At 62.3% G+C, this 21421-nt stretch carries 21 protein-coding genes; 9 read left to right on the top strand and 12 right to left on the bottom strand.

Going from position 1 to position 21421, the window contains the following annotated elements:
• Positions 1–25: 25 nt before the first annotated feature.
• From NKJ55_RS08800 to NKJ55_RS08790, 3 genes are read right to left on the bottom strand one after another with little or no spacing between them, the layout of a single operon-like run.
• On the bottom strand, positions 26–1564 hold the full coding sequence (locus NKJ55_RS08800) for a SpoVR family protein (protein ID WP_352449547.1): 1539 nt from the start codon (positions 1562–1564) through the stop codon (positions 26–28).
• Positions 1564–2886 carry a YeaH/YhbH family protein gene (locus NKJ55_RS08795; protein ID WP_352449546.1) on the bottom strand — a complete coding sequence of 441 codons (1323 nt, stop codon included), beginning with the start codon at positions 2884–2886 and terminating at the stop codon, positions 1564–1566. The genes NKJ55_RS08800 and NKJ55_RS08795 overlap by 1 nt, the downstream gene beginning before the upstream one ends.
• 19 nt (positions 2887–2905) lie before the next feature.
• Positions 2906–4855: a PrkA family serine protein kinase gene (locus NKJ55_RS08790; protein WP_352449545.1), complete on the bottom strand. Its 1950-nt coding sequence runs from the start codon at positions 4853–4855 to the stop codon at positions 2906–2908.
• A 271-nt stretch (positions 4856–5126) separates the two neighbouring features.
• On the opposite strand from NKJ55_RS08790, the gene NKJ55_RS08785 reads away from it, so the two are divergent.
• Complete coding sequence (locus tag NKJ55_RS08785; RefSeq protein WP_352449544.1) at positions 5127–5288, top strand: hypothetical protein; 162 nt, start codon at positions 5127–5129, stop codon at positions 5286–5288.
• A gap of 16 nt (positions 5289–5304) precedes the next feature.
• On the opposite strand, the gene ocd is transcribed toward NKJ55_RS08785, so the two are convergent.
• Together ocd and rocF are read right to left on the bottom strand one after the other, a co-directional pair.
• Complete coding sequence (gene ocd, locus NKJ55_RS08780) at positions 5305–6372, bottom strand: ornithine cyclodeaminase (protein WP_352449543.1); 1068 nt, start codon at positions 6370–6372, stop codon at positions 5305–5307.
• Positions 6373–6375: 3 nt separating this feature from the next.
• Entirely contained in the window at positions 6376–7296 is a 921-nt protein-coding gene (gene rocF, locus NKJ55_RS08775; protein ID WP_352449542.1) for an arginase, read from the bottom strand.
• Between the two features lie 129 nt (positions 7297–7425).
• Between rocF and NKJ55_RS08770 the strand changes: the two genes are divergently transcribed.
• Both NKJ55_RS08770 and NKJ55_RS08765 read left to right on the top strand, forming a co-directional pair.
• Positions 7426–7863 carry an Lrp/AsnC family transcriptional regulator gene (locus NKJ55_RS08770; protein WP_352449541.1) on the top strand — a complete coding sequence of 146 codons (438 nt, stop codon included), beginning with the start codon at positions 7426–7428 and terminating at the stop codon, positions 7861–7863.
• A 200-nt stretch (positions 7864–8063) separates the two neighbouring features.
• Positions 8064–8387: a hypothetical protein gene (locus tag NKJ55_RS08765; RefSeq protein ID WP_352449540.1), complete on the top strand. Its 324-nt coding sequence runs from the start codon at positions 8064–8066 to the stop codon at positions 8385–8387.
• A 39-nt stretch (positions 8388–8426) separates the two neighbouring features.
• On the opposite strand, the gene NKJ55_RS08760 is transcribed toward NKJ55_RS08765, so the two are convergent.
• From NKJ55_RS08760 to NKJ55_RS08750, 3 genes are all read right to left on the bottom strand, one after another.
• Positions 8427–8642 (bottom strand): hypothetical protein, encoded by a 216-nt coding sequence (locus NKJ55_RS08760; RefSeq protein WP_352449539.1) that lies wholly within the window; start codon positions 8640–8642, stop codon positions 8427–8429.
• Positions 8643–8659: 17 nt separating this feature from the next.
• A complete protein-coding gene (locus NKJ55_RS08755) occupies positions 8660–9031 on the bottom strand; it encodes a SpoIIAA family protein (RefSeq protein WP_023677052.1) in 372 nt (123 codons plus the stop codon).
• Between the two features lie 90 nt (positions 9032–9121).
• The gene (locus tag NKJ55_RS08750) at positions 9122–10303 is read right to left on the bottom strand and encodes a DUF3182 family protein (RefSeq protein ID WP_352449538.1); all 1182 of its coding nucleotides are present in this window, start codon (positions 10301–10303) and stop codon (positions 9122–9124) included.
• Between the two features lie 170 nt (positions 10304–10473).
• Between NKJ55_RS08750 and NKJ55_RS08745 the strand changes: the two genes are divergently transcribed.
• The gene (locus tag NKJ55_RS08745) at positions 10474–10941 is read left to right on the top strand and encodes a YbhB/YbcL family Raf kinase inhibitor-like protein (protein ID WP_352449537.1); all 468 of its coding nucleotides are present in this window, start codon (positions 10474–10476) and stop codon (positions 10939–10941) included.
• 153 nt (positions 10942–11094) lie between these two features.
• On the opposite strand, the gene cyoD is transcribed toward NKJ55_RS08745, so the two are convergent.
• From cyoD to cyoA, 4 genes are read right to left on the bottom strand one after another with little or no spacing between them, the layout of a single operon-like run.
• Positions 11095–11523: a cytochrome o ubiquinol oxidase subunit IV gene (gene cyoD, locus NKJ55_RS08740; RefSeq protein ID WP_352449536.1), complete on the bottom strand. Its 429-nt coding sequence runs from the start codon at positions 11521–11523 to the stop codon at positions 11095–11097.
• The gene (cyoC, locus tag NKJ55_RS08735) at positions 11520–12170 is read right to left on the bottom strand and encodes a cytochrome o ubiquinol oxidase subunit III (RefSeq protein WP_352449535.1); all 651 of its coding nucleotides are present in this window, start codon (positions 12168–12170) and stop codon (positions 11520–11522) included. The genes cyoD and cyoC overlap by 4 nt, the downstream gene beginning before the upstream one ends.
• Complete coding sequence (gene cyoB, locus NKJ55_RS08730) at positions 12167–14173, bottom strand: cytochrome o ubiquinol oxidase subunit I (protein WP_352449534.1); 2007 nt, start codon at positions 14171–14173, stop codon at positions 12167–12169. Before cyoB ends, cyoC begins: the two co-directional genes overlap by 4 nt.
• A gap of 2 nt (positions 14174–14175) precedes the next feature.
• The gene (gene cyoA / locus NKJ55_RS08725; RefSeq protein ID WP_352449533.1) at positions 14176–15099 is read right to left on the bottom strand and encodes a ubiquinol oxidase subunit II; all 924 of its coding nucleotides are present in this window, start codon (positions 15097–15099) and stop codon (positions 14176–14178) included.
• 613 nt (positions 15100–15712) lie between these two features.
• Between cyoA and NKJ55_RS08720 the strand changes: the two genes are divergently transcribed.
• The 5 genes from NKJ55_RS08720 to NKJ55_RS08700 all read left to right on the top strand — a co-directional run bounded on the left by NKJ55_RS08720 (position 15713) and on the right by NKJ55_RS08700 (position 21405).
• Positions 15713–16855: an extracellular solute-binding protein gene (locus tag NKJ55_RS08720; protein WP_352449532.1), complete on the top strand. Its 1143-nt coding sequence runs from the start codon at positions 15713–15715 to the stop codon at positions 16853–16855.
• The gene (locus tag NKJ55_RS08715) at positions 16855–17706 is read left to right on the top strand and encodes an IclR family transcriptional regulator (protein WP_352449531.1); all 852 of its coding nucleotides are present in this window, start codon (positions 16855–16857) and stop codon (positions 17704–17706) included. The genes NKJ55_RS08720 and NKJ55_RS08715 overlap by 1 nt, the downstream gene beginning before the upstream one ends.
• 23 nt (positions 17707–17729) lie before the next feature.
• Entirely contained in the window at positions 17730–18761 is a 1032-nt protein-coding gene (locus NKJ55_RS08710; protein ID WP_352449530.1) for a sugar ABC transporter substrate-binding protein, read from the top strand.
• A 138-nt stretch (positions 18762–18899) separates the two neighbouring features.
• A complete protein-coding gene (locus NKJ55_RS08705; RefSeq protein ID WP_352449529.1) occupies positions 18900–19883 on the top strand; it encodes an ABC transporter permease in 984 nt (327 codons plus the stop codon).
• Positions 19873–21405 (top strand): sugar ABC transporter ATP-binding protein, encoded by a 1533-nt coding sequence (locus tag NKJ55_RS08700; RefSeq protein WP_352449528.1) that lies wholly within the window; start codon positions 19873–19875, stop codon positions 21403–21405. Before NKJ55_RS08705 ends, NKJ55_RS08700 begins: the two co-directional genes overlap by 11 nt.
• Positions 21406–21421 lie beyond the last annotated feature (16 nt).

Here is a 21421-nt window from a genome sequence, read left to right as displayed (position 1 = left end):
GACTTCGCCGGCAAGTCCGGTTCGGTCATTCCCCGATCTGGCTGGTCGACCGTTCGTGGACTGTGGCGCCGGTCTGCGCGTCGACCGCGGCCATGCTGACCTCGTAGCCCCAGAGCTTGCGGATATGGCGCAGCGTGGCGTCGCGGCTGCCGCCTTCCAGCACTATGCCGTCCTTGACCTTATGCTGCAGGCGCAGATGCCGATCGCCGAGCAGGTCCACGTCCACCACCTGGATGTCCGGCCGGCTGGCGCCGATGTCGTAGCTGTGGGCGAGTGCGGCGCGGATGCTCTCGTAGCCGCGCTCATTGTGTATCGAGGCGACTTCGTAGTGCGGATCGTTGGCCGCATCGGCAAGCACAAAGAACCGCCATTTCCGGATCAGGGTAGGGCTCAGATACTGGCGGATGAAGGACTCGTCGCGATGGTTGGCCCAGGCGTCCAGCAGGGTCTGGCGCCAGTCGCCATTGCCGGCGATATCGGGAAACCAGTCGCGGTCCTCGGCGGTCGGCGCGGTCGAGATGCGCTGGATATCCTGCATCATGTCGAGGCCCAGCGCGTAAGGGTTGATGCCGGAAAAGCGCGGATCGTCGAAGCCCGGCTGGAAGATCACGTTCGAATGGTTGCGCAGCACTTCCAGCATGGCGCCTTCGCCGATCAGGCCGCGGTCGAACAAAAGGTTCATCAGCGTGTAATGCACGAAGGTGGCGCAGCCCTCGTTCATCACCTGCGTTTGGCGCTGCGGATAGAAATACTGCGCGATGACGCGGACAATCCGGATGACCTCACGCTGCCAGGGTTCCAGGATCAGGCTGTTCTTCTCCAGGAAATAAAGCAGGTTTTCCTCGGGCAGCTTGAGCGATTTCTTGCGCTCCGCCATTGTATCCGTCTCACGGGGCTTGGTGCCGTCCTTCGAAGGCGGCAGCGTGCGCCATAGGTCATTGTAGGAACGCTCCTCGTATTCTAGGCGCTCGCGAACGCCCTCGCGCTGCTTTTCCGACGACAGTTTCGGCGGCCGGTGATATCTGAACACGCCCTGTTCCATCAGCGCATGTGCGGCATCGAGGATCTCTTCCACCGCATCGACGCCATGCCGCTCCTCGCAGCGGGCAATGTAGCCCTTGGCGAAGTCGAGATAGCTGAGGATGGCGCTGGCATCCGTCCACTGCTGGAACAGATAATTGTTCTTGAAGAAATGGTTATGGCCGAGTGCCGCGTGCGCCGTCACCAGGGCCTGCAGAGCCATGGTGTTTTCCTCCATCAGATAGACGATGCAGGGATTGGAATTGATGACGAGTTCATAGGCCAGCCCCCGTCCGCCTTTGCGATAGAGCAATTCCTGGTAGAGGTAGTGCTTGCCGAACGACCAGTGCCGGTACATCAGCGGCATGCCGACAGAGGAATAGGCGTCGAGCATCTGTTCTGAGGAGATGATCTCCATCTGCACCGGATAGACGTCGAGGTGGAGCTCTTCCGTGGCGATCGCCTCGATGGTCTCGTAGGCACGCGACAGCGTCCTGAAATCCCAGTCGGAACCGGAAAACAGCAACCCGGATTTGCTCGCCATCAGCCCCCTCTTTCAGCGCTCTTTTGATAACCCGGCTGTCTGGCGAAGAGCTGGCGGAAAACCGGGTAGATGTCGGCCGCCGTGGCGATGCGGCTCATCTGGAAGTTCGACCATCTCAGCTTGACCGCACTGTAGGCACGCCACAGCGACGTGCCGTTGTCGGTGGCGCCGAAGATGTGGCTCTCACGCTCGTCGAGGATCTCGACATAGGCGAAATACTGGCAAAGCCGCATGATCTGTTCGTCGAGAAGGGTGATGCAGCGCTCCGAATCGGTGACGAAATTGTCGCCGTCCGAGGCCTGGGCGACATAGATGTTCCATTCGCGGCTGGGATAGCGTTGCTCGACGATGCGGTGCATCTCCTCGAGCGCCGTGGAAACCACCGTGCCGCCGCTCTGAGTGTTGTAGAAGAAGGTTTCCTCGTCCACCTCCTGCGCCTCGTGCGTGTGGCGAATGAAGACCACCTCGGTGCGGTCATAGCGCCGTTTCAGGAACAGGTGCAGCAGCACGAAAAAGCGCTTGGCCAGATCTTTCTCGCGTTCGCCCATCGAACCGGACACGTCCATCAGGCAGAACATCACCGCATTGGCGTTCGGCACCGGCTGGGCGTCGAAGCGGTTGAAGCGGATATCGACCGGATCGACAAAGGCGATCCGCTTGCGGCGGCGCTCCAGCCGCTCAAGCTCTTCCTGCAGCGCCACGATGCGCTGCCGCATCTCGGCGTTTTGCGGCTTCGCCTCCAGCGTCGCGATCTCCTGCGCGACAGCGTCGACCGCCTCCTGCTTGGGGCGCCTGAGCGCTATGCGGCGGCCATGGCTGTTGCGCATCGTGCGTCCGACATTGATGTTGGTCGGCGAGCCGGTCGCGGCGAAGCCGGCCCGGCGCGGCTTGAAGGCGAGGATCTCCTTGAGGTTGAGCTTGACCATATCAGGCAGTTCGAGGTCTTCGAAAAAGAGGTCGAGCACCTCCTCGCGCGACAGCACGAAACGGAAATCGTCCTCCGATTCGGTTCTCCCCGGGGCGGATCCCATGCCGCCGCCCTGGCCGGGTTTAGGCAGCCGGTCGCCTGGGGCAAAATGCTTGTTGCCGGGCAGGACGTGCTGGCGGCTGCCGCTGTTCCGGGCATCCTTGAAGCTCGGCTCGCCGGTGCCTCGCGCCGGCATCGAAACGGCATGCTCGGCGTCCACGTCGGCGATCTTGCCGGTGCGGATCTGATCGCGGATGGTGCGCTTCAACTCTTCGCGCGCCCGCCGCAGGAAACGCTGCCGGTTGCCGAGGCTTTTGTCCTTCGGGTTCAGTCGGCGATCGATGAAGATCGGCATATGTTACCCCGGGCTGGCTTCAACCCGCCTTGTTCACCCGCATGTACCAGTCCACCAGCCGGCGGACCTGGCGCTCGGTGTAGCCGCGCTGGATCATCCGCTGCACGAATTCGGTATGCCGCTTCTCCGTCACGCTGTCCTGCTTGGAGCCGAAGCTGATCACCGGCAGCAGATCTTCGACCTGCCCGAACATCCGCTTCTCGATGACTTCGCGCAGCTTTTCGTAGCTTGTCCATGATGGGTTGCGGCCGTGGTTTCTGGCCCGCGCGCGCAGCGTGAACTTCACCACTTCGTTGCGGAAGTCCTTGGGATTGGCGATGCCGGCCGGCTTTTCGACCTGCGACAGTTCGTTGTCCAGAACCTCGCGATTGAGGATCTGGCCGGTATCGGTATCCTTGTAGTCCTGATCCTCGATCCAGGCATCGGCATAGGCGATGTAGCGGTCGAACAGGTTCTGGCCGTATTCGCTATAGGATTCCAGATAAGCCTTCTGGATCTCGTGGCCGATGAACTCGGCATAACGGGTCGCCAGCTCGGACTTTATGAAATCGAGATAGTCCGCCTCTGTTTCCTTCGGGAACTGCTCGCGCTTGATCGCCTCTTCCAGGATGTACATCAGATGCACCGGATCGGCGGCCACCTCTTCGGTGTCGTAGTTGAAGGTCTGCGACAGGATCTTGAAGGCGAAGCGGGTGCTGACGCCGGTCATGCCTTCATCGACACCGGCCGCGTTTCGGTACTCCTGGACCGACTTCGCCTTGGGATCGGTTTCCTTGAGGTTCTCGCCGTCATAGACGCGCATCTTGGTGTAGAGCGGCGAATTGTCGTGTTCGGCCAGGCGGGTCGAAACGGTGAACCGGCTGAGGATATCGAGCACTTCCGGAGCGCAGGGGCTGTTAGCCAATTCGCTTTCGCGCAACAGCTTCTCGTAGATCTGCCGCTCTTCGGTGACCCGCAGGCAATACGGCACCTTGACCACCAGGATACGGTCGAGGAACGCCTCGTTGTTCTTGTTGTTCTTGAACTGCAGCCATTCCGATTCGTTGGAATGGGCAACGATGATGCCCTGATAGGGGAAAGCGCCGAAATTCTCGGTGCCGTTGTAGCTGCCTTCCTGGGTCGCGGTCAGCAGCGGATGCAGCACCTTGATCGGCGCCTTGAACATCTCGACGAATTCGAGCAGTCCTTGCGTGGTCCGGTTCAGCCCGCCGCTATAGGAATAGGCATCCGGATCGGACTGGCTGAAGTTTTCCAGCTGCCTGATGTCGACCTTGCCGACCAGGGCCGAAACGTCCTGGTTGTTCTCATCGCCCGGCTCGGTCTTGGCGATGCCGATCTGGCGAAGCCTGGACGGCATCAGCTTGACGACGCTGAATTTGGAGATGTCGCCGGACAATTCGTCGAGGCGCTTGGCCGCCCAGGGCGAGATCAGGCCGTTCAGTCGCCGCCGGGCGATGCCGTATTTGTCCTCCAAAAGGTCGCCCATGCGATCGGGGTCGAACAGCCCGAGCGGCGATTCGAACACTGGGCTGACCTGGCCGCCGACCTTCAGCGTATAGATCGGACGCTGCTCCATCAGCCTTTTCAGCTGCTCCGCAAGCGAGGACTTGCCGCCGCCGACCGGGCCGAGGAGATAGAGTATCTGCTTGCGTTCCTCGAGCCCTTGCGAGGCATAGCGGAAATAACCGGCGATACGCTCGATCGTATCCTCCATACCGTAAAAGTCGGCGAAGGTCGGATAGATCTTGATCGTCCGGTTCGAAAAAATACGGCCAAGCCGCTCGTCCTTGCTGGTATCGACAAAGGTCGGCTCGCCAATCGCCTCGACCATCCGCTCGGGCGCCGAGGCGTACATCGACTTGTCCTCGCGGCAGGCAAGCAGATATTGCTGGAGGCTTATCTCCTCCTGCGCCGCATTCTTGTAAACCTCGGAAAACAGATCGAAGACGTCGGATTGATTCTCACGCATGGTATTCCTAGCCCCGGAGCCGGTGTGGCTGCACGTTTGTCTCTTGAACAACCAAATGTCGGAAAGCCCTTGTGGTTCCCTTCACTTTGCAGAGAGTGCCTGTGACCGAATGATAAGACTCTAGATAAGGGCATCCTGAGTGCAGACAAGGCGTGGAACGCCCCGCTCGAAGCATTAAATCCTGAATCGCGCCACGCCGTGCGGGCGACCTCCGATAAGACGGAGGAACGGTTCTGGTCCTTCCCGGTTGTGAAGGAAAGGAGACGGTTCGATGTTTGAGACTAGTTTGTGGTTGCTCGTTGTTGCAGGCGGTCCACTGCTGCTGGCAATCCTGATCGCCTACGCCCTGCTCACCCAGCGTCGTCGCAGCCCGGCGGAGCGCAGGGAAAGCGACCGCGCCACCGAGCGCCTGTACCAGGAAAAGAAGGACTGACCGACAGGATCGCAGCTCAGCTGCCGGCAACCGCCAGCCCGGCCACTTTTTCGGCGCGCAGCAGCATGCCGAACAGGTCACGCGGTTCATCGGGATCGGCCAGAAGGTCTAGTTCCTCGTAAAGGCCGGTCCGCTGAAGCTGATCGCGGACGTAGCGCAGCGCGGAAAAATCCTCGATCGCAAAGCCGACGGAATCAAACAGCGTGATCTGTCCGGCGTCCGTCCGGCCTGCTGCCTTTCCTGTCATCACCTGCCACAATTCGGTGATCGGATGGTCCGCATCGAGCTGCTGGCTCTCGCCTTCGATGCGCGTCTGCGGCGGATACTCGACGAAAATATTCGAGCGCAGCAGAATGTCGCGATGCAGCTCGGTCTTGCCCGGGCAGTCGCCGCCGACCGCGTTGATGTGCACGCCGGACCCGACCATGTTGTCGGTCAGGATTGTTGCCGACCGCTTGTCGGCGGTCACCGTGGTGATGATCTCTGCACCTTCGACGGCCTCCTGCGCCGACGCGCAGAGCTTGATGTCGAAACCCATGCCGGCAAGGTTCTTCATGCATTTGGTCGAGGCCGCCGGGTCGATATCGTAGAGGCGCAGCCTGTCGACGCCAAGCAGCGCCTTGAACGCAATCGCCTGGAATTCCGATTGCGCGCCATTGCCGATGATCGCCATGCACCGGGCGGCCTTGGGAGCGAGGTATTTCGCGGCAACCGCCGAGCTGGCCGCCGTTCGCAGGGCGGTCAGGATGGTCATTTCCGAAAGCAGCATCGGATAGCCGTTGCCTACATCGGCAAGCACGCCGAAAGCGGTCACGGTCTGACGGCCGTCACGCGTGTTCTTCGGATGCCCGTTGACATATTTGAAGCCGTAAAGCTGCCCGTCGCTGGTCGGCATCAGCTCGATGACGCCGTCAACGCTGTGCGAGGCGACGCGCGGCGTCTTGTCGAACAGCTCCCAACGCCTGAAATCCTCTTCGATATAGGCGGCGAGTTCGACCAGAAAACGCTCGATGCCGATGGCAAGCACCAGCTTCATCATGCGGTCGACGCTGACGAATGGAACGATGTTCAAATTGACGGTCATGGCTTAGAACCCCCTCGTCGGGCGATCCATGATCCGCCGGCCCATCAGGCTTGCGGTCAGGTCGACCAAAAGCGTGGCGGTGCGGCCGCGCTCGTCAAGAAAAGGGTTGAGCTCGACCAGGTCGAGACTGCTGACGAGGCCGCTGTCATGCAGCATTTCCATCGCCAGATGCGCCTCGCGGAAGGTGGCGCCGCCGGGAACGGTGGTGCCCACCGCCGGGGCGATCGACGGGTCGAGAAAATCGACATCGAGGCTGACATGGAGCATGCCGTTGGCGGCGCTCACCCGTTCGAGAAAGGCGCGAAGCAGTTGCGCGATGCCGTGCTCGTCGATCGAACGCATGTCGTGGACCGTCACGCCGGCTCTGCGCAATGCATCCCTTTCCGCCAGGTCCACGCTGCGGATCCCCAGCGCGCATATGCGAGCCGGCTCCACCTGCGCTGCAAGGCGGGGGAAATAGCCCTCGAAGCCGGGCTGCCCGCTGGCATAGGCAAGCGGCACGCCATGCAGATTGCCGCTGGTCGTCGTGTCGAGCGTATGAAAATCAGGGTGGGCGTCGAGCCACAGCACGAAGAGCGGCCGGCCGGCATTCGCCGCCCGGCGGGCAATGCCGGCGAGCGTGCCGGCCGAAATGCTGTGGTCGCCGCCGAGAAAGATCGGCATCGCATCGGCGCTCGCGGCATAGGCCGTTTCGCTGATTGCCGCCGTCCAGGCCGCAATTTCCGGCAGCGCCTTCACCGCCGCGTTGCCGTGTACGACAGGACGCATGTCGGCAGGGACGATCGTTCCGAGGTCGGTCAACGTATGGCCGAGCTCGGTCAGTGCGCCGGCCAGGCCGGCCGTGCGCAGCGCACTCGGCCCCATCTCGCAGCCCATGCGGCCTGAGCCGGCCTGGATCGGCGCCCCAACGATCGTGCAATGCATTTGTCATACCCCGCCAATTACGATGCCTTTATTGAAGCCGGCATCGCTGGCAGAATGAACATGTCAAATTGGCAAATTTGTCGAAGTGCCTTACCATAGCGGCAGCATCTACTTCCGTTGTGAGCAATCATGGACCGCCTCGACGAGCAGATCATCACCTCTTTGCGGCACGACGCCCGGCGCAGCATTTCCGACCTTGCCGTTAGCCTGGGTGTCTCCCGGGCAACGGTAAGGTCCCGGATCGAGCGGCTTGAAAGAGACGGCGTCATCGTCGGCTACACCGTCATTCTGCGCGCCGACGCGGTCGATCAGCGCGTGCGTGGCATCATGATGATCGAGATCGAAGGCCACGCCGCCGATCGCGTCATTCGGGCGCTGGGCGGCTTCTCCGAGGTCTCGACCATCCACACCACCAATGGCCGGTGGGACCTGGTGATAGAACTCGGAACCCAGACACTGAGCGAGTTCGACGCGGTGCTGAGACGTATCCGCCTGATCCCCGGAATTACCGGCAGCGAAACAAGCCTGCTCCTGGCAACGCCGCGCACCACCAAGGCGCGGCTGTGACCTTCGAGGAACCGCCTTGGACCTGTAGCGATAACGAAATCCGAAGCCACGGAACCTTCAATTGCCGCCGCGGTTAGAGCAATTCCGGGAAAAGTGTGAAACGGTTTTCCGTTCGGAATTGCGTCAAAACAAGAGAGATCGGTTCAGCGTTTCCCCCGATGAACCGTTCTAGGCTCGGACAGCTTCGAGGGAGAACAATCATGGCTCACGCCCAGCAGGAACTCGTCGAATTCGTTATCAGCAAAGCCTTCAATCCGGTCATGCGGGCCAAACCAGACGGAAAATCCGATGCCGAGCGCAAGACGCTCGAGCACGTCCAGCAAGCCACGAAGACCGAGATCGAGCGCTATCGCCATTACGGCTCGGCCGAGGAGGTCGCGACCAATTTCAAGCGCGACCTGAGCTCAGATGCCGCCAAAAAGTTGCACGCCCAACTGCGGCGCCTGCATCTGCCGACGATCGAGGATATTCGCGACGACTTTGAGGACAAAGCCCGCAAGCTCGGGGTCAAGGCCTCGTCGTAGATCCGCGACCGGTCCTCGGTGACGTCCGTCAGGCTGTCATCACAAACCGTCCTTGGTCGGAGGCCACCCTGACCGAACCGTCTCGGGGATGTTGTCCGACGTCAGATCGCCCCGATTGAGCTTTTCGATCGCTTCATCGGCTTCGCTTTCGTCGAGACCGGAAAGCGGCAACCCGCCGACCACGACGGCTTCGCCGCTCTCGCTGTCATAGACCTCCCAGAGGCCTTCTGAATCCTGTCGTTTGTCGAACGGCATGGCACTCCCCAACACCGCTATTGTACGCCTGCCACCCATTTCAGGGCCTGGGCTTTTTCGTCCTCCGGGAACACCCGCGCCTCGATTTGCGGAAACAGCGCGTCCGTCATTTCCGTAGCTGCCTTGATCCATTGCTTGTCGGAAATCACGGCGGCACGTTTGAAGCGGTGGAGCTCGCCAAGTTTGCTCAGCCCATACTGCAGGTCGCGCCGCAAGGCGCCAGCCGTCATGTCCTCGAAATCAGTAAGATCGGTCAGGACGCCGATGTCCTTATGGTCGCTCAGTTTCGCTTCGATTGCCGGGATGACTCTGTCGTAGTCGTCCGCCGTCACAGTGCCGGTGACACGAAAGGCGGCGACGTTCTGGGGAGCGGAAATCATCTCGATCATTTTTTCCTCCGGTTTCTGACTGGCTGGCTGCCTGAAACAAACTCGGGCCATTCGCGGATGTTCCCTGTCAAAGGCGTGTTTCACTTCGACCTAAAATGACGATCGGCCGGCTTCCCCGACCGGCCCTCGGATCGCCTGGGTGACGACGGTGTAACGCGTGATTTGGCCCTCCTCGGGGTCCTCTCCGTCGAAGTGGATTTCTGCATTCAGCGGCAGCTGCGCGGTGTTGCCGAACTGCTTGACCGCGGAGACATGCACGATCTGCACGTCGGGGTCACGCGTCATGGCCTCCATTGCCGCAAGCTCGGCCGTGCTGCTGCCGCCGATCCGCCAGCTGGCTTCCAGCACACCCGATCGCCAGATGCCCGAGGAATCGACACCTTGGCCGATGTCGTAGTTGCGCCGTGAGGCGAAAAATCCGGGATAGTCATCCATCGCCGCGTCGTAGGTCCTCGCCTGCGCCACAGCCAAACTTAGCGCCGGAGAAAGCTGCAGCCTGTCGAGCGCCTCCCATCCGCCGCGCACGACGACCAGATCGGATCCGCCGTAAACGGGCTGTCCGGCATTGTCGGCCGTCATCCGCTGCACGCCGTAATAGGCGACCGATGTTCCGTCGATCGCCGTTCTGCCAATGCTCAGCGTGACGATGTCGCGAAGCTCCGTTTCGAGAACAAGGCCGTATTCCCTCAGGTCGGAGGATGGATATCGATCCAGCAGCCTTTCGATATCGGCGACGGTCGCGGCGGTGTGCTGGTCGCGGCCCCGCGAAGCGCGCGGTGGCTTGAACCGGACCAGCCCGAGCTGCAGCAGACGTTCCGCTGCGCGCAGCGCGTCATCGCGTGAAAATGCGGTATAGCCGGGCAGTACGGCCGCGCCGACGGCTCTGCCGAAGCCGGCTGGCCATTCTTTTGGCCGTGCCGCCGACCCGTCCACCAGCTCGTGGGTTATGGCCTTGGTGGTTGCGAGGCGCCAGGGCACCACACCGCCGAAGAGGTCGTCCGGCCCGTTTATGCCCAGTTGGAGCGCATCGACGGCAAGCAGGCTGTCGTCCGGCACGAAATACAGTCGGCGACCGTCACCGCCGCCGTCACTCAGGCCCTCGCGGAAGGCAAAGCCCTTCAACGCCGCAATCGTGCGCGCAACGGCAGCGACGGTTTCCCGCTCGTGGGTATAGATTGTCTCGCCGCCCGGCACGGAGAATGCGACCACAACACCTTTCGCCCCGCTTGGTTGCTTACCGCTTAGCCCGGTCATGTCGCGCCCTTCGTCCATTGCCGAGCCTCTTGCCGCCATTCCGCGGCGATGCGTCCGAACCGAAAAACCCGCTTCCTCGGCGAATGTTCCGGCCAACGGCCGGCAATCCGGTTTGACCGGGGCGGCGACCGGAACATCGGCGGCTCGTAGCTGTTTATGAGGGAATCTCAGACAGGGAGATGGAGACCATGGCTTTCACTCTCAAAAGCTCTGCCTTTGCCGATGGCGAAAAAATACCGCCGCGCTATTCCCGCGACGGCGGCAACGTCTCGCCGCCATTGGAGTGGACGGACGCGCCGCAAGGAACCAAAAGTTTCGTCCTGGCCGTCGAGGACCCCGACGCCCCTTCAGGCATGTTCCGTCATTGGGCGGTCTACGACATCGACGCACAGCGCAACTTTCTTCCCGAAGGCACGACCGCCGGCGCAAAGACCGAGAGCCTCGGACACGGCGTCAATGATTTCGGCAATCCTCATTATGACGGTCCCCAGCCGCCGCCTGGGCATGGGCTCCACCATTACCATTTCCGGCTTCTTGCGCTCGACGTCGAGACGCTGGGTCTCGGCGAGAAGGCTGCCGTGGACGACGTGCTGAAGGAGGCCGCGCCGCACGTCCTGGAAGAGGCCGAGCTCGTCGGCACATTCGAACGGGCTTGAGACCGGAACTCGCTGTCGCATGAACTGCGGCGAACCGCCGGAATAATCGCTAAAGCGCGTCGCGTTCGATCGGCCTCATGCGACGCGCTTTAGATTCTTGTTTTTACGCATGTCGTTATCACAAAACCGCTGCACACTTTTGCGCGACATGCATCAGCGGTTCATGTTCATGATCGCGTTCATCGGCATCAAATTGTTGTCGAGGTTGGCCATGATCCAGATCGAGCCGCCAATCACCAGAACTACGATCAGCACGCCGAAGGCAAGCGCTAGAGCGTTGTTGGTGTTGTCCGGCCCCGTCGTGATGTGCAGGAAGAAGACGAGATGCACGCCCATCTGGGCGATCGCAAGCACGACCAGCGCCACCGGAATGCCGGGTGCCCATATCAGGTTGGTTCCGAGCAGCCAGAACGAGGCGATGGTCAACAGCGTTGCCAGCCCGAGGCCGATCACATAGCCGCGTAGCCCGGATCCGACTTCGGTGTCGCCGAGGTATTCGTCACCCGGCGCCGTATCGATGTCGTAGCGCTCCAGCCCATCGGTGTCGCGCCGTTGCGCGTGGCGATCGTCCGCATTGCTCATCGACTTGCTCCCAGGAGATAGACCACCGTGAACAGGGCGACCCAGATGATGTCGAGGGCGTGCCAGAACAGGCTGAAGCACATGAAACGCCGAAGAATATCGTCGCGGAATCCCTTGGCGAAGATCTGCGCCATCATCGTGAGCAGCCACAGCAGCCCCGCCGTGACGTGAAGGCCATGGCATCCAACCAGCGTGAAGAACGCCGACAGGAAAGCGCTGCGCGTCGGTCCGGCACCGCTGGCAACCATATGCGCGAACTCGCGCAACTCGAGCAGGATGAAGCTGGCGCCGAGCACGAAGGTGACAGCCATCGCGACATAGAACCAGGAGCTTCGCCGCGCTGTCACGGCGAGGCTGGCGAGACCGCAGGTGAAGCTCGACAACAGCAAAGCGGCCGTCTCGATCGCGACGTTGCGCAGGTCGAACAGCTCGGCTCCGCTTGGTCCGCCCGCCGTCTTGCCCGCCAGCACGGCATAGGCCGCGAAGAAGGCCGAGAACATCACGATGTCGCTCAGAAGGAAGATCCAGAAGCCGTAGCCGACGACAATCCGAATCGGTGCCGGGCCGCCGTCGCCGTGGCCGGGTGCATGGCCGTGCCCGCCATGGAGGCGGTAAGGGTCACGCTCTCGAACATCGATCGCGGTCATGGCCTTGGCCCTGTGTAGGTAACCAGCGCCTCGCGGCGGGCACTTCGGTTGGCGCGGTCGATCCGGGCGACTTCGGCGGCAGGAATCACGTATTCGGGGATGTCGCGCCACGCGAATACGACGAAGGTGGCCAAAGCACCGAGCGCGCCGAGCGCCACCATCCACCAGATGTGCCAGATGAGGGCAAAACCCATTACGGTCGCAAAGAAGGCGCAGATGAACCCGGTGGGACTGTTGCGCGGCATCTCGATCGGCTCGTAGTCAGGCTCGTCGCGCAGCCGGTTTTGCTCGCGTGCCCGCTGCTTGATGCTCCAGTAGGGCTCTTCGCCCTCGACATGCGGAAGCGCGGCGAAGTTGAAGACCGGCGGCGGCGAGGGCGTGGCCCATTCCAGCGAGCGGCCGTCCCAGGGATCTCCGGTGGCGTCGCGAAGCGCCGCGCGCTGCCGGATGCTGACGACGAGCTGTACGATCTGCGCGACCACGCCGGCGGTAGTGATTAACATGCCGACGCCGGCAGCCAGCACCCAGGGATACCATGCCGACACGTCGAAATGCTGCATTCGGCGGGTCATGCCGAGCAGGCCAACAGCGTAGAGCGGCACGAAAGTGACGTAGAAGCCGATCAGCGTCAGCCAGAAGGCCAGCTTGCCCCAGCCCTCGTGCAGCCGGAAACCGAATGCCTTGGGAAACCAGTAGGTATATCCCGCGAAGGCGCCGAACAGCACACCGCCGATAATGACGTTGTGGAAATGCGCCACCAGGAACAGGCTGTTGTGAAGCAGGAAATCGGCCGGCGGCACGGCCAGCAACACGCCCGTCATGCCGCCGATGACGAACGTCACCATAAAGCCCAGCGACCACAGCATTGGCGTCGCGAAGCGGATGCGGCCGCCGTACATGGTGAACATCCAGTTGTAGATCTTCACGCCGGTACCGACAGCAATGATGCTGGTGGCGATGCCGAACGCGGCGTTGACGTCGGCCCCGGCGCCCATGGTGAAGAAGTGGTGCAGCCACACCATGAAGGAGACGATGCAGATGAAGAGCGTCGCGGCCACCATCGACCGGTAGCCGAACAGCGGCTTGCTGGAGAAGGTGGAGATGACCTCCGAGAAGATGCCGAACGCCGGCAGGACGAGGATATAGACCTCGGGATGGCCCCAGGCCCAGATCAGGTTCACGAACATCAGCATGTTGCCGCCGGCTTCATTGGTGAAGAAATGAAAGCCGAAATAGCGGTCGAGCGTCAGCATCGCGAGCGTGGCGGTGAGGATCGGGAAGGCGGCGACGATGAGCAGGCTGGCGGCAAGTGAGGTCCAGCAGAACATCGACATCCTGAGGTAACTCATGCCGGGCGACCGCATCTTCAGGATCGTGGTGACGAAATTGATCCCGGTGAGCAGCGTTCCGACGCCCGCTATCTGCACCGCCCACAGATAATAGTCGACGCCGACGCCCGGTGAGTAGGCGGTCTCGCTGAGCGGCGGATAGGGCAGCCATCCGGTACGGGCGAATTCGCCGATCACCAGCGAGATGTTGACCAGCAGCGCACCGGTGGCGGTGAGCCAGAAGCTCACCGAGTTGAGCGTTGGAAAGGCAACGTCGCGGACGCCGAGCTGCAGCGGCACGACCAGGTTCATCAGGCCGATGACGAACGGCATCGCCCCGAAAAAGATCATGATGGTGCCGTGGGCGGAAAAGACCTGGTTGAAGTGATCGGGCGGCAGATAGCCGGGCGCCTGGAAGGCGAGGGCTTGCTGGGACCGCATCATGACGGCGTCGCTGAAGCCGCGCAGCAGCATCAGCAGCGCCAGCAGCGTGTACATCACGCCGATCCGCTTGTGATCGACGCTGGTGATCCATTCGCGCCACAGATAGGGGAAATGGCCGGCCAGAAAGACCCAGGCCAGCACGCCGAGGATTGCCAGGGCGACGACCGCCGAGGCGATCATAGGCAGAGGCTGATCGAACGGAATGACGTCCCAGCTCAATTTTCCGAGCATTGTCAGCCTCCTGCCTTGGGCGATACGCTCGGCCCGGGGCGACCGGCCTGGGGGCCGGGCGCGGGCGGAACGCCCTGCGTCGCGATTTCATGAAAAAGGTCCGGCTCGACCGAGCGATAGGTCGAAGCCGGCACGTCCAGGCTCTGTCTGGCTAGTTCCTGGTAGCTGGCCTTGTCGAGTGCCTGTCCCTGGCTTCGCGCCGAATTGACGAACGCGTCGAAGGCATCCGCTGCGACTGCATGCAGCACGAATTGCATGCCTGGAAAACCGTCACCGCTGAAATGGGCCGACCGCCCATAAAATTCGCCCGGCTGATCCGCCTGCAGGTGAAGCTGCGTCGTCATGCCATTCATCGTATAGATCATGCCGCCAAGCTGAGGCACGAAGAACGCGTTCATGACGCTTGCCGAGGTAAGCGAGAAATGCACCGGCCTGCCCGCCGGCACCACGAGCTGGTTGATGCTCGCGACATTCTGCTCGGGGTAGATGAACAGCCATTTCCAGTCGAGCGAGACGACCTGCACCTCAAGCGGCTTTTGCTGCGAATCCAGCGGCTTCATTGGATCGAGGTCATGCGACCCGATCCAGATGATGCCGCTCAGAAACAGGATGACGAGGATGGGGATCGACCAGACCACCAGTTCGATGCGTCCGGAATAGGCCCATTCCGGCAGGTACCACGCTCTTGTGTTGGTTTCCCGGAACCACCAGGCAAAGCCGAGCGTCGCCACGATCGTCGGGATGACGATGGCCAGCATGATAGCAACCGAATTGAGCAGGATCGTCCGCTGCGCCGCCCCCACCGGCCCTTGCGGATCGAGCACGCCGCCGTGGCAGCCGGCAAGCAGCCCGACCAGCAAGATCGTCGCGCCGAGGCAGCCAAGACGGATGGCGGCACAGTTTCGAACGATCACCCTCAGCAGCATGAGATCTCGCCGTTTCCTGAAAACTGATTGGAACGTTGCAGGCAGCGTGGCTGCCAACCCCGAATGTGCGTGCCGGTGTGCTCCTGGCGACAGTTTCTTCACGCACGCGGCTCCGGCTGGCAGAACCGCATGCCGTGGATGTTGTCGTTAAGCGGTCGACCTGTCGAGAACCCCTCCAAATCCTAACAAACCAGCGCCAAATCTTGAAAAACCAGAGCCAAATCTTAAGAAACCAGGAACAGGACCCAGATCGAAGTTATCGCCAGAAACGTGGCGAATGCCAAGGCGGTAAACCGGTTCATGGCCGCGCCCACGGTTGGTCCATTTAGTCCGCTCCCTGCGACGTGGCTGCTGATTCCAGTGATGCTGCTCCAGATGGCTGCGCCAACCGAACGAATGTTCGTCGCGAAAGTTCCCCAAAAGCCAGATCCATCGCAGCCTTTGGTTGCAGGCCGGCGGCAACGCGATGCGCACCAAGGATGGTTGGGCGGCTTTCTCGCCAAACGGAAGCGAGGACTGGCTTTGCGTATGTAAAAACTACTTGTCTAGGTGAAAATAGTTGCTACTAATCGGCTGGGCCGGCGCATGGCCGCCTCTGGGAGGAATTTCGGGCATGACAAGACTGCGCGGTCTCGCGTGGGATCACCGACGCTGCTGGGGTCCGCTCGACGCCAGCATCGGGCCGTATTGTGCCGCCAATCCCGGTCTTGAGATCGAATGGGACCGCCGCAGCCTCTACGAATTCGGCGAGGGCGCGCTTGGTCCGGTGCTCGGCGCCTATGATCTTGTCGTGTTCGACCATCCGTTCATCGGCGATATTGCCGAAGGCGGGCTGATGGTGCCGTTCGATTTGTCGGCCGAGCAGCGCCGCGGCTTCGAACGGGATTCGGTTGGCGCATCCTGGCAATCCTACGCAAGGGACGGGCTTCAATGGGCGTTGCCGATCGATGCTGCCTGTCAGGTTGCCTCATATCGCCCCGATCTCCTGGAGCGCTACGGACCGCTGCCGCGCAGCCATGACGAGGTGCTGGAGCTCGGCCGGCGCGCCTTGAAGGACGGCAAATGGCTTGGGCTGCCGTTGGTGCCGACTGACGCCATGTGCCTGCTTTTGACGCTGGGCGAGCCCCGGGAAGACGGCGACGAGTTCATCGCCGGGGAAAAAATCGAGCGGGCCGTCGGGCAATTGCGCCAGCTTGCGGCGCTGTCGCATCCGAACTCGCCGAAATGGAACCCGATCCGTTGCTACGATCACATGATCGCGCATGACGACGTGGTCTACGTGCCGTTCGCCTTCGGCTATGTGAACTACGCCTCTAAGGCAGACAGGCCGCATCTGCGCTTCGCCGACGTGCCGACGCCGCGATCCGCCGGCGCCTTGCTCGGCGGCGCCGGCATCGGCGTCAGCGCCCAATCGCAACACAAGCAAGCCGCCATCGACTACGCGCTGTTTCTGTGCTCGCCCGGCTATCAGCGAGGCGACTATGTGAAATCCGGCGGACAGCCGGGGTCGCTGGCGGCGTGGCAGGATACCGTGGTCAACGCTCTCTCGGGCGGCTTCTTCGCCTCGACGCTGGCGACGATCCAAGCCTCCTATCTGCGCCCGACCCATCCGGGCTTCATCAGCTTCTTCCGGCAATGCGCCCCTCATGCCGCGGCGGCGATCGCCGGCGAATTGCAGGCGGCCGAGCTCGCGGACCGGCTGAACCGGCTCTATCGCGAGACCAGGCATGGCCAGCCGCAACGGAGCGTCGCGTAATGGCCGCCGATATTGCCCAGATCGTCGACGAAGGCGAAAGCGGCCGCAACGGCTATCGGGTGCCGGCGGTGGAGAAGGCGCTCGACATACTGGAATTCATGGCTGCCAGCGGCGAGCCGCTGACCCAAACCGAGATCGCCACCGGAATGGGGCGCTCCATTCACGAGATCTACCGCATCCTGCTGTTGCTGGAGAAGCGCGGCTACATTTTCCGGACGCAATCGGACCGCTTCCGCCTGTCGCTGAAGCTGTTCGAGCTGGCGCATATGCATCCGCCGGTAAACCGCCTGGTCGAATGTGCGCTGCCGGTGATGCGCGGCCTCGCCGCCAATGCCGACCAGAGCTGCCATCTGGTCGTGCGCGAAGGCGAGAGCGCACTGGTCGTGCTGCAGATCGATTCGCCTTTGCCGATGCGTTATTCGGTTGCCCTTGGCTCGCATTTCCCGATCCTCGAAACGAGCTCCGGCGCGGTGCTGCTGGCGCATTCGAGCCGCGCCGAGCGCGACCGCATCGTCGAACGGATCGTCGCCGCAGGCGAAGGCCAAGGCAGCCGGGCGGAAATCGAAGCGCGGCTGAACGAGGTCGCAAGGCTCGGCTATGAAATGCGCGCCTCGCTGGCTGTCGAGGGCTGCACCAACATCTCGATGCCGGTGCGCGACCATACCGGCGCCGTCATTGCCGCGCTCACCGTCCCCTTCCTGCCGCAAAAGGCCGCCCGCTTCGATCGCAGCACCGTCTTCGAGCGGACGAAGGCGGCGGCCGAGACGATATCGGCGGCGCTGGGCGCGGGCGAAGCTGCCGCCTCTTCACGTGCCGACCCGGAACGGCGGGACTATCCGTTCAGCAACTGACAAGAAATACAGGGAGAAGAAACATGAACTGGTCCAAATCGATGCTGTTTGCCTCGGCGGCGGTGCTTGCTCTGAGCGCCGCCGCGGCACACGCCGAAAACATGCCGAAGCGCATCGGCTACGTCACCAACTACGCCACGCATGAGTGGTATCAGAACGTCATCAAGGGCATGCAGTCCCGCGCCAAGGAACTCGGTATCGAGCTCGAGGTGCAGGACGCCAATCTGGACGTTGCCAAGGAGGTCTCCGCCGCCGAAGATTTCATGGCCAAGGGCGTCGACGTCCTGATCATCACGCCCGTCAACGAGGAAGGCGTCGTGCCGCTGCTGCGCCAGGCGAAATCCAACAACGTTCCGGTCGTGCTCGAAGGCAATCCGGTCAAGGGCATGACCACAATGGTCGCGATCTGCGACTATGATACCGGCTACACCGCTGGCGTCGAAGCCGGTAAATTCGCCAAGGAAAAGCTCGAAGGCAAAGCCAAGGTGATGAATGTCGGCCTGCCGCTGCTGTCCGCCACGGTGCTGCGGTCGCAGGGTTTCATGGATGGCCTCAAGACCATCATCCCCGACGCGGTCATGGTCCACGACCTCGACGGTGGCGGCAATCCCGATCGCGCGCTCGAGGTCTCTTCGGCGGCACTTGCCAAGAACGCCGACATCAACATCATCTATGGCATCAACGATTCCTCCTCGCTCGGCGGCCTTCAGGCCTGGAAAGCGGCCGGCAAGTCGCAGGACGGCCTGTTGACGGTCGGCACCGGCGGCGAAGGCCTCGCCTTCATCAATGCAATGCAGAACGAGCCGTCCTATCGCATCGAAGCCGCGATGTTCCCGGAAAAGGAAGGCTACACCGCCATCGATGCAGCGGTTAAGCTCTTCAACGGCGAAGAGGTGCCGGAACACATCGTCAGCCCCACCGCGCCGATGAACGGTGACGACTGGAAGAAGTTCTACGACTACGATGGCACCACACGCAAAATCAAATGGGATGCCGTCAATGCGCTTCAGCCACCGGAAAAATGCATGAAAACTTCCGCCGATCTGAAGAAGTAAGGATTCCGGCTAGCCCTTCCCGCACGGCGGGAAGGGCATCGGATCGATGCCGAACGGCAAAACAGGGCAACCGTCCTGTTTTGGCCGGCAGTTTCCAGATGGCGACGGCACCCGATACGGCCCGGAAATGAAATGGACATGAGCGAGCTTACGCAATCCTCCGCGCCAAGGCGTTTCATCGGCGGCCAGCTGCTGGGCAGCAGCCAGCTGGTGCTCGGCGTGATCCTGGCCGTGCTCTGCATGGCCATCTCGATTGCCGCGCCGCAATTCTATTCCGAGGCCAACATCATCGCCATCCTGCGCCAATGCGCGCTGGTGCTGATCGTCGCCTCCGGCATGACGATGCTGATCATCACCGCGGAAGTCGACCTGTCGGTCGGTGCATCGCTGGCTTTTGTCGGCTGCATCGGCATGGCCGTGCTCAATTCAACGCACAGCCTGACGCTCGGGCTGCTGGCGGCGCTCGCCTTTTCAGGCGCGGTCGGCCTTTTCAACGGCCTCGTCGTCACCAGCCTCAAGGTGAACTCGCTGATCGCCACCATCGGCACCATGATGATGCTGCAGGGCGGCGTCTACCTGTTCACCCGCGAGGCGGTGCAGAACCACCACCGGCTTGCAAGCTTCACCGATCTCGGCGCCGGCTATCTCGGCGCGATCCCGCTGCCCGTGGTCGTTGCCGCGCTGATTTTCGCGCTGGCCGCGGCAACGCTGCGCTTCACCACGCTCGGCCGTTATCTCTACGCTGTCGGCGCCAATGAGCGAGCGGTCCGCCTCTCCGGCGTGCGCTCGCAACGGCTGAAGCTGTTCGCCTTCGTCGTCACCGGCCTGTGCGTCGGCATTGCCGGCATGATCCTGTCGTCGCTGATGAATGCCGGCCAGCCGACCGCCGGCCGCGGCTTCGAGCTGACGGTGATTGCCGCCGTCATCCTCGGCGGCACCAGCCTGCTTGGCGGCCGCGGCTCGCTGCTCGGCACGTTGCTTGGAGTGCTGGTGCTGAAGGTCATCGACAACGGCATCATCATCCTCGGCTGGAACCAGGATCTGCAGATGGTGGTGCCTGGAATCGTCATCATCCTGGCGACCTATCTCGACATCGTGCGGAACAGAGCCAATGTCGGTTGATTTCCTTCACCCCGGCGAAACCGTGGCTGTCGACAAAAGCGTGCCGGCGCTGGAGATGCGCGGTATCGGCAAGCGTTTTCCCGGCGTGGTGGCGCTGGACAATGTCGATCTGACCTTGGAACCCGGCAAAATCCATGCCCTGATGGGCGAGAACGGCGCCGGCAAGTCGACGCTGATCAAGATCATGGCCGGGGTCTACGGCAAGGATGCCGGCACTATCCGCCTGCGCGGCCGAGAGGCCGACATCAAGTCGCCGCGCGATAGCCTGAAAGAGGGCATCAAGGTGGTGTTCCAGGAAATCGCGCTGATCGCCGAATTCAGCGTCGCCGAAAACATCTTCCTCGAAGGCTATCCGACCGGCAAAGGCGGCTCGATCGACTGGAAGAAGATCCGTGCCGATGCGGCCGCTCTGTTCAAGCGTATCGGCTTCAATGTCGACCCGGCGGCGCGCACGGGATCGCTGCCGGTCAGCCAGCAGCAGATGGTCGAGATCGCCCGCGCACTCGCCCATGAGGCCCGCGTCGTGGTGATGGACGAGCCGACCTCCTCGCTGACGCCGAACGAGGTCTCGCTGCTGTTCACCGTCATCCGCCGGCTGGCCGCGCTCGGCATCGCGGTGCTCTATGTCAGCCACAAGCTCGACGAGGTCTTCGAGATCGCCGACACCGTGACCGTGCTGCGCGATGGCCGCCACGTCTCGACCAGGCCGATCGGCGAGCACACCAACGACACGCTGATCCAGGACATGATCGGCCGGCGCATCGAAAACCTGTTCCCTCGCAAGCGCGGCGCGCCGGGCAGCAAGGTCGCGCTTTCCGTTGAGGGGCTCAGCACCGCCAAGAAGCTGAAGGATGTGTCGTTCGAGGCGCATGCCGGCGAGGTCCTCGGCTTCTTCGGCCTGATGGGGGCCGGCCGGACCGAGCTCGCCAAGGCCATCGTCGGCTACGACCCGATCACTTCCGGCGCCATTTCGGTCGATGGCTGCCGGCTGCTGCCGCACGAAACGCACACCGGCGTCCGGCTCGGCATCGGCCTGCTCACCGAGGACCGCAAGAGCGAGGGGCTGATGGGCGAGTTGCCGGTCTACCAGAATGCCAGCCTCGCCTCACTCGGCGCCTTCGCCAGAATGGGCTTCGTCGACAAGGTCAGCGAACGCAAGGCGGTGCAGGACTATGTCGACCGTTTCCGCATCCGGACGCCCAGCCTGTTCCAGCAGGTCAAGAATCTGTCCGGCGGCAATCAGCAGAAAGTGCTGATCTCGCGCTGGCTGATGCGCGGTCTCAAGGTGATCGTCGTCGACGAGCCGACCCGCGGCATCGACGTCGGCGCCAAGTCGGAGATTTTTGCGCTCATCGACCGGCTCGCCGGCGAGGGCCTGGCGGTCGTCATGATGACGTCCGAAATGCCCGAGCTGCTGGGGCTTGCCGACCGCATCGCGGTGATGTGCGAAGGCCGCCTCACCGCGATCATGCCTCGCGACGAGGCCACGCAGGAGAACATCCTCAATGCGGCAATCGGCTAAGACGATGACGCTTCGC

Source organism: Mesorhizobium sp. M0106, assembly GCF_040322715.1.
In the GTDB taxonomy this organism is placed as follows: domain Bacteria; phylum Pseudomonadota; class Alphaproteobacteria; order Rhizobiales; family Rhizobiaceae; genus Mesorhizobium.
This window is presented reverse-complemented; position numbering and strand designations above follow the sequence as displayed.

What these genes read in the sequence shown, in the direction of transcription:
- NKJ55_RS08700 (WP_352449528.1), top strand. Translation starts at nt 19,873, where the DNA reads ATGTCGGTTGATTTCCTTCACCCCGGCGAAACCGTGGCTGTCGACAAA.
- cyoD (WP_352449536.1), bottom strand. Translation starts at nt 11,523, where the DNA reads ATGAGCAATGCGGACGATCGCCACGCGCAACGGCGCGACACCGATGGG.
- NKJ55_RS08770 (WP_352449541.1), top strand. Translation starts at nt 7,426, where the DNA reads ATGGACCGCCTCGACGAGCAGATCATCACCTCTTTGCGGCACGACGCC.
- NKJ55_RS08755 (WP_023677052.1), bottom strand. Translation starts at nt 9,031, where the DNA reads ATGATCGAGATGATTTCCGCTCCCCAGAACGTCGCCGCCTTTCGTGTC.
- ocd (WP_352449543.1), bottom strand. Translation starts at nt 6,372, where the DNA reads ATGACCGTCAATTTGAACATCGTTCCATTCGTCAGCGTCGACCGCATG.
- cyoB (WP_352449534.1), bottom strand. Translation starts at nt 14,173, where the DNA reads ATGCTCGGAAAATTGAGCTGGGACGTCATTCCGTTCGATCAGCCTCTG.
- NKJ55_RS08785 (WP_352449544.1), top strand. Translation starts at nt 5,127, where the DNA reads ATGTTTGAGACTAGTTTGTGGTTGCTCGTTGTTGCAGGCGGTCCACTG.
- NKJ55_RS08765 (WP_352449540.1), top strand. Translation starts at nt 8,064, where the DNA reads ATGGCTCACGCCCAGCAGGAACTCGTCGAATTCGTTATCAGCAAAGCC.
- cyoA (WP_352449533.1), bottom strand. Translation starts at nt 15,099, where the DNA reads ATGCTGCTGAGGGTGATCGTTCGAAACTGTGCCGCCATCCGTCTTGGC.
- NKJ55_RS08715 (WP_352449531.1), top strand. Translation starts at nt 16,855, where the DNA reads ATGGCCGCCGATATTGCCCAGATCGTCGACGAAGGCGAAAGCGGCCGC.
- NKJ55_RS08790 (WP_352449545.1), bottom strand. Translation starts at nt 4,855, where the DNA reads ATGCGTGAGAATCAATCCGACGTCTTCGATCTGTTTTCCGAGGTTTAC.
- NKJ55_RS08720 (WP_352449532.1), top strand. Translation starts at nt 15,713, where the DNA reads ATGACAAGACTGCGCGGTCTCGCGTGGGATCACCGACGCTGCTGGGGT.
- NKJ55_RS08800 (WP_352449547.1), bottom strand. Translation starts at nt 1,564, where the DNA reads ATGGCGAGCAAATCCGGGTTGCTGTTTTCCGGTTCCGACTGGGATTTC.
- NKJ55_RS08795 (WP_352449546.1), bottom strand. Translation starts at nt 2,886, where the DNA reads ATGCCGATCTTCATCGATCGCCGACTGAACCCGAAGGACAAAAGCCTC.
- rocF (WP_352449542.1), bottom strand. Translation starts at nt 7,296, where the DNA reads ATGCATTGCACGATCGTTGGGGCGCCGATCCAGGCCGGCTCAGGCCGC.
- NKJ55_RS08710 (WP_352449530.1), top strand. Translation starts at nt 17,730, where the DNA reads ATGAACTGGTCCAAATCGATGCTGTTTGCCTCGGCGGCGGTGCTTGCT.
- cyoC (WP_352449535.1), bottom strand. Translation starts at nt 12,170, where the DNA reads ATGACCGCGATCGATGTTCGAGAGCGTGACCCTTACCGCCTCCATGGC.
- NKJ55_RS08760 (WP_352449539.1), bottom strand. Translation starts at nt 8,642, where the DNA reads ATGCCGTTCGACAAACGACAGGATTCAGAAGGCCTCTGGGAGGTCTAT.
- NKJ55_RS08745 (WP_352449537.1), top strand. Translation starts at nt 10,474, where the DNA reads ATGGCTTTCACTCTCAAAAGCTCTGCCTTTGCCGATGGCGAAAAAATA.
- NKJ55_RS08705 (WP_352449529.1), top strand. Translation starts at nt 18,900, where the DNA reads ATGAGCGAGCTTACGCAATCCTCCGCGCCAAGGCGTTTCATCGGCGGC.
- NKJ55_RS08750 (WP_352449538.1), bottom strand. Translation starts at nt 10,303, where the DNA reads ATGGACGAAGGGCGCGACATGACCGGGCTAAGCGGTAAGCAACCAAGC.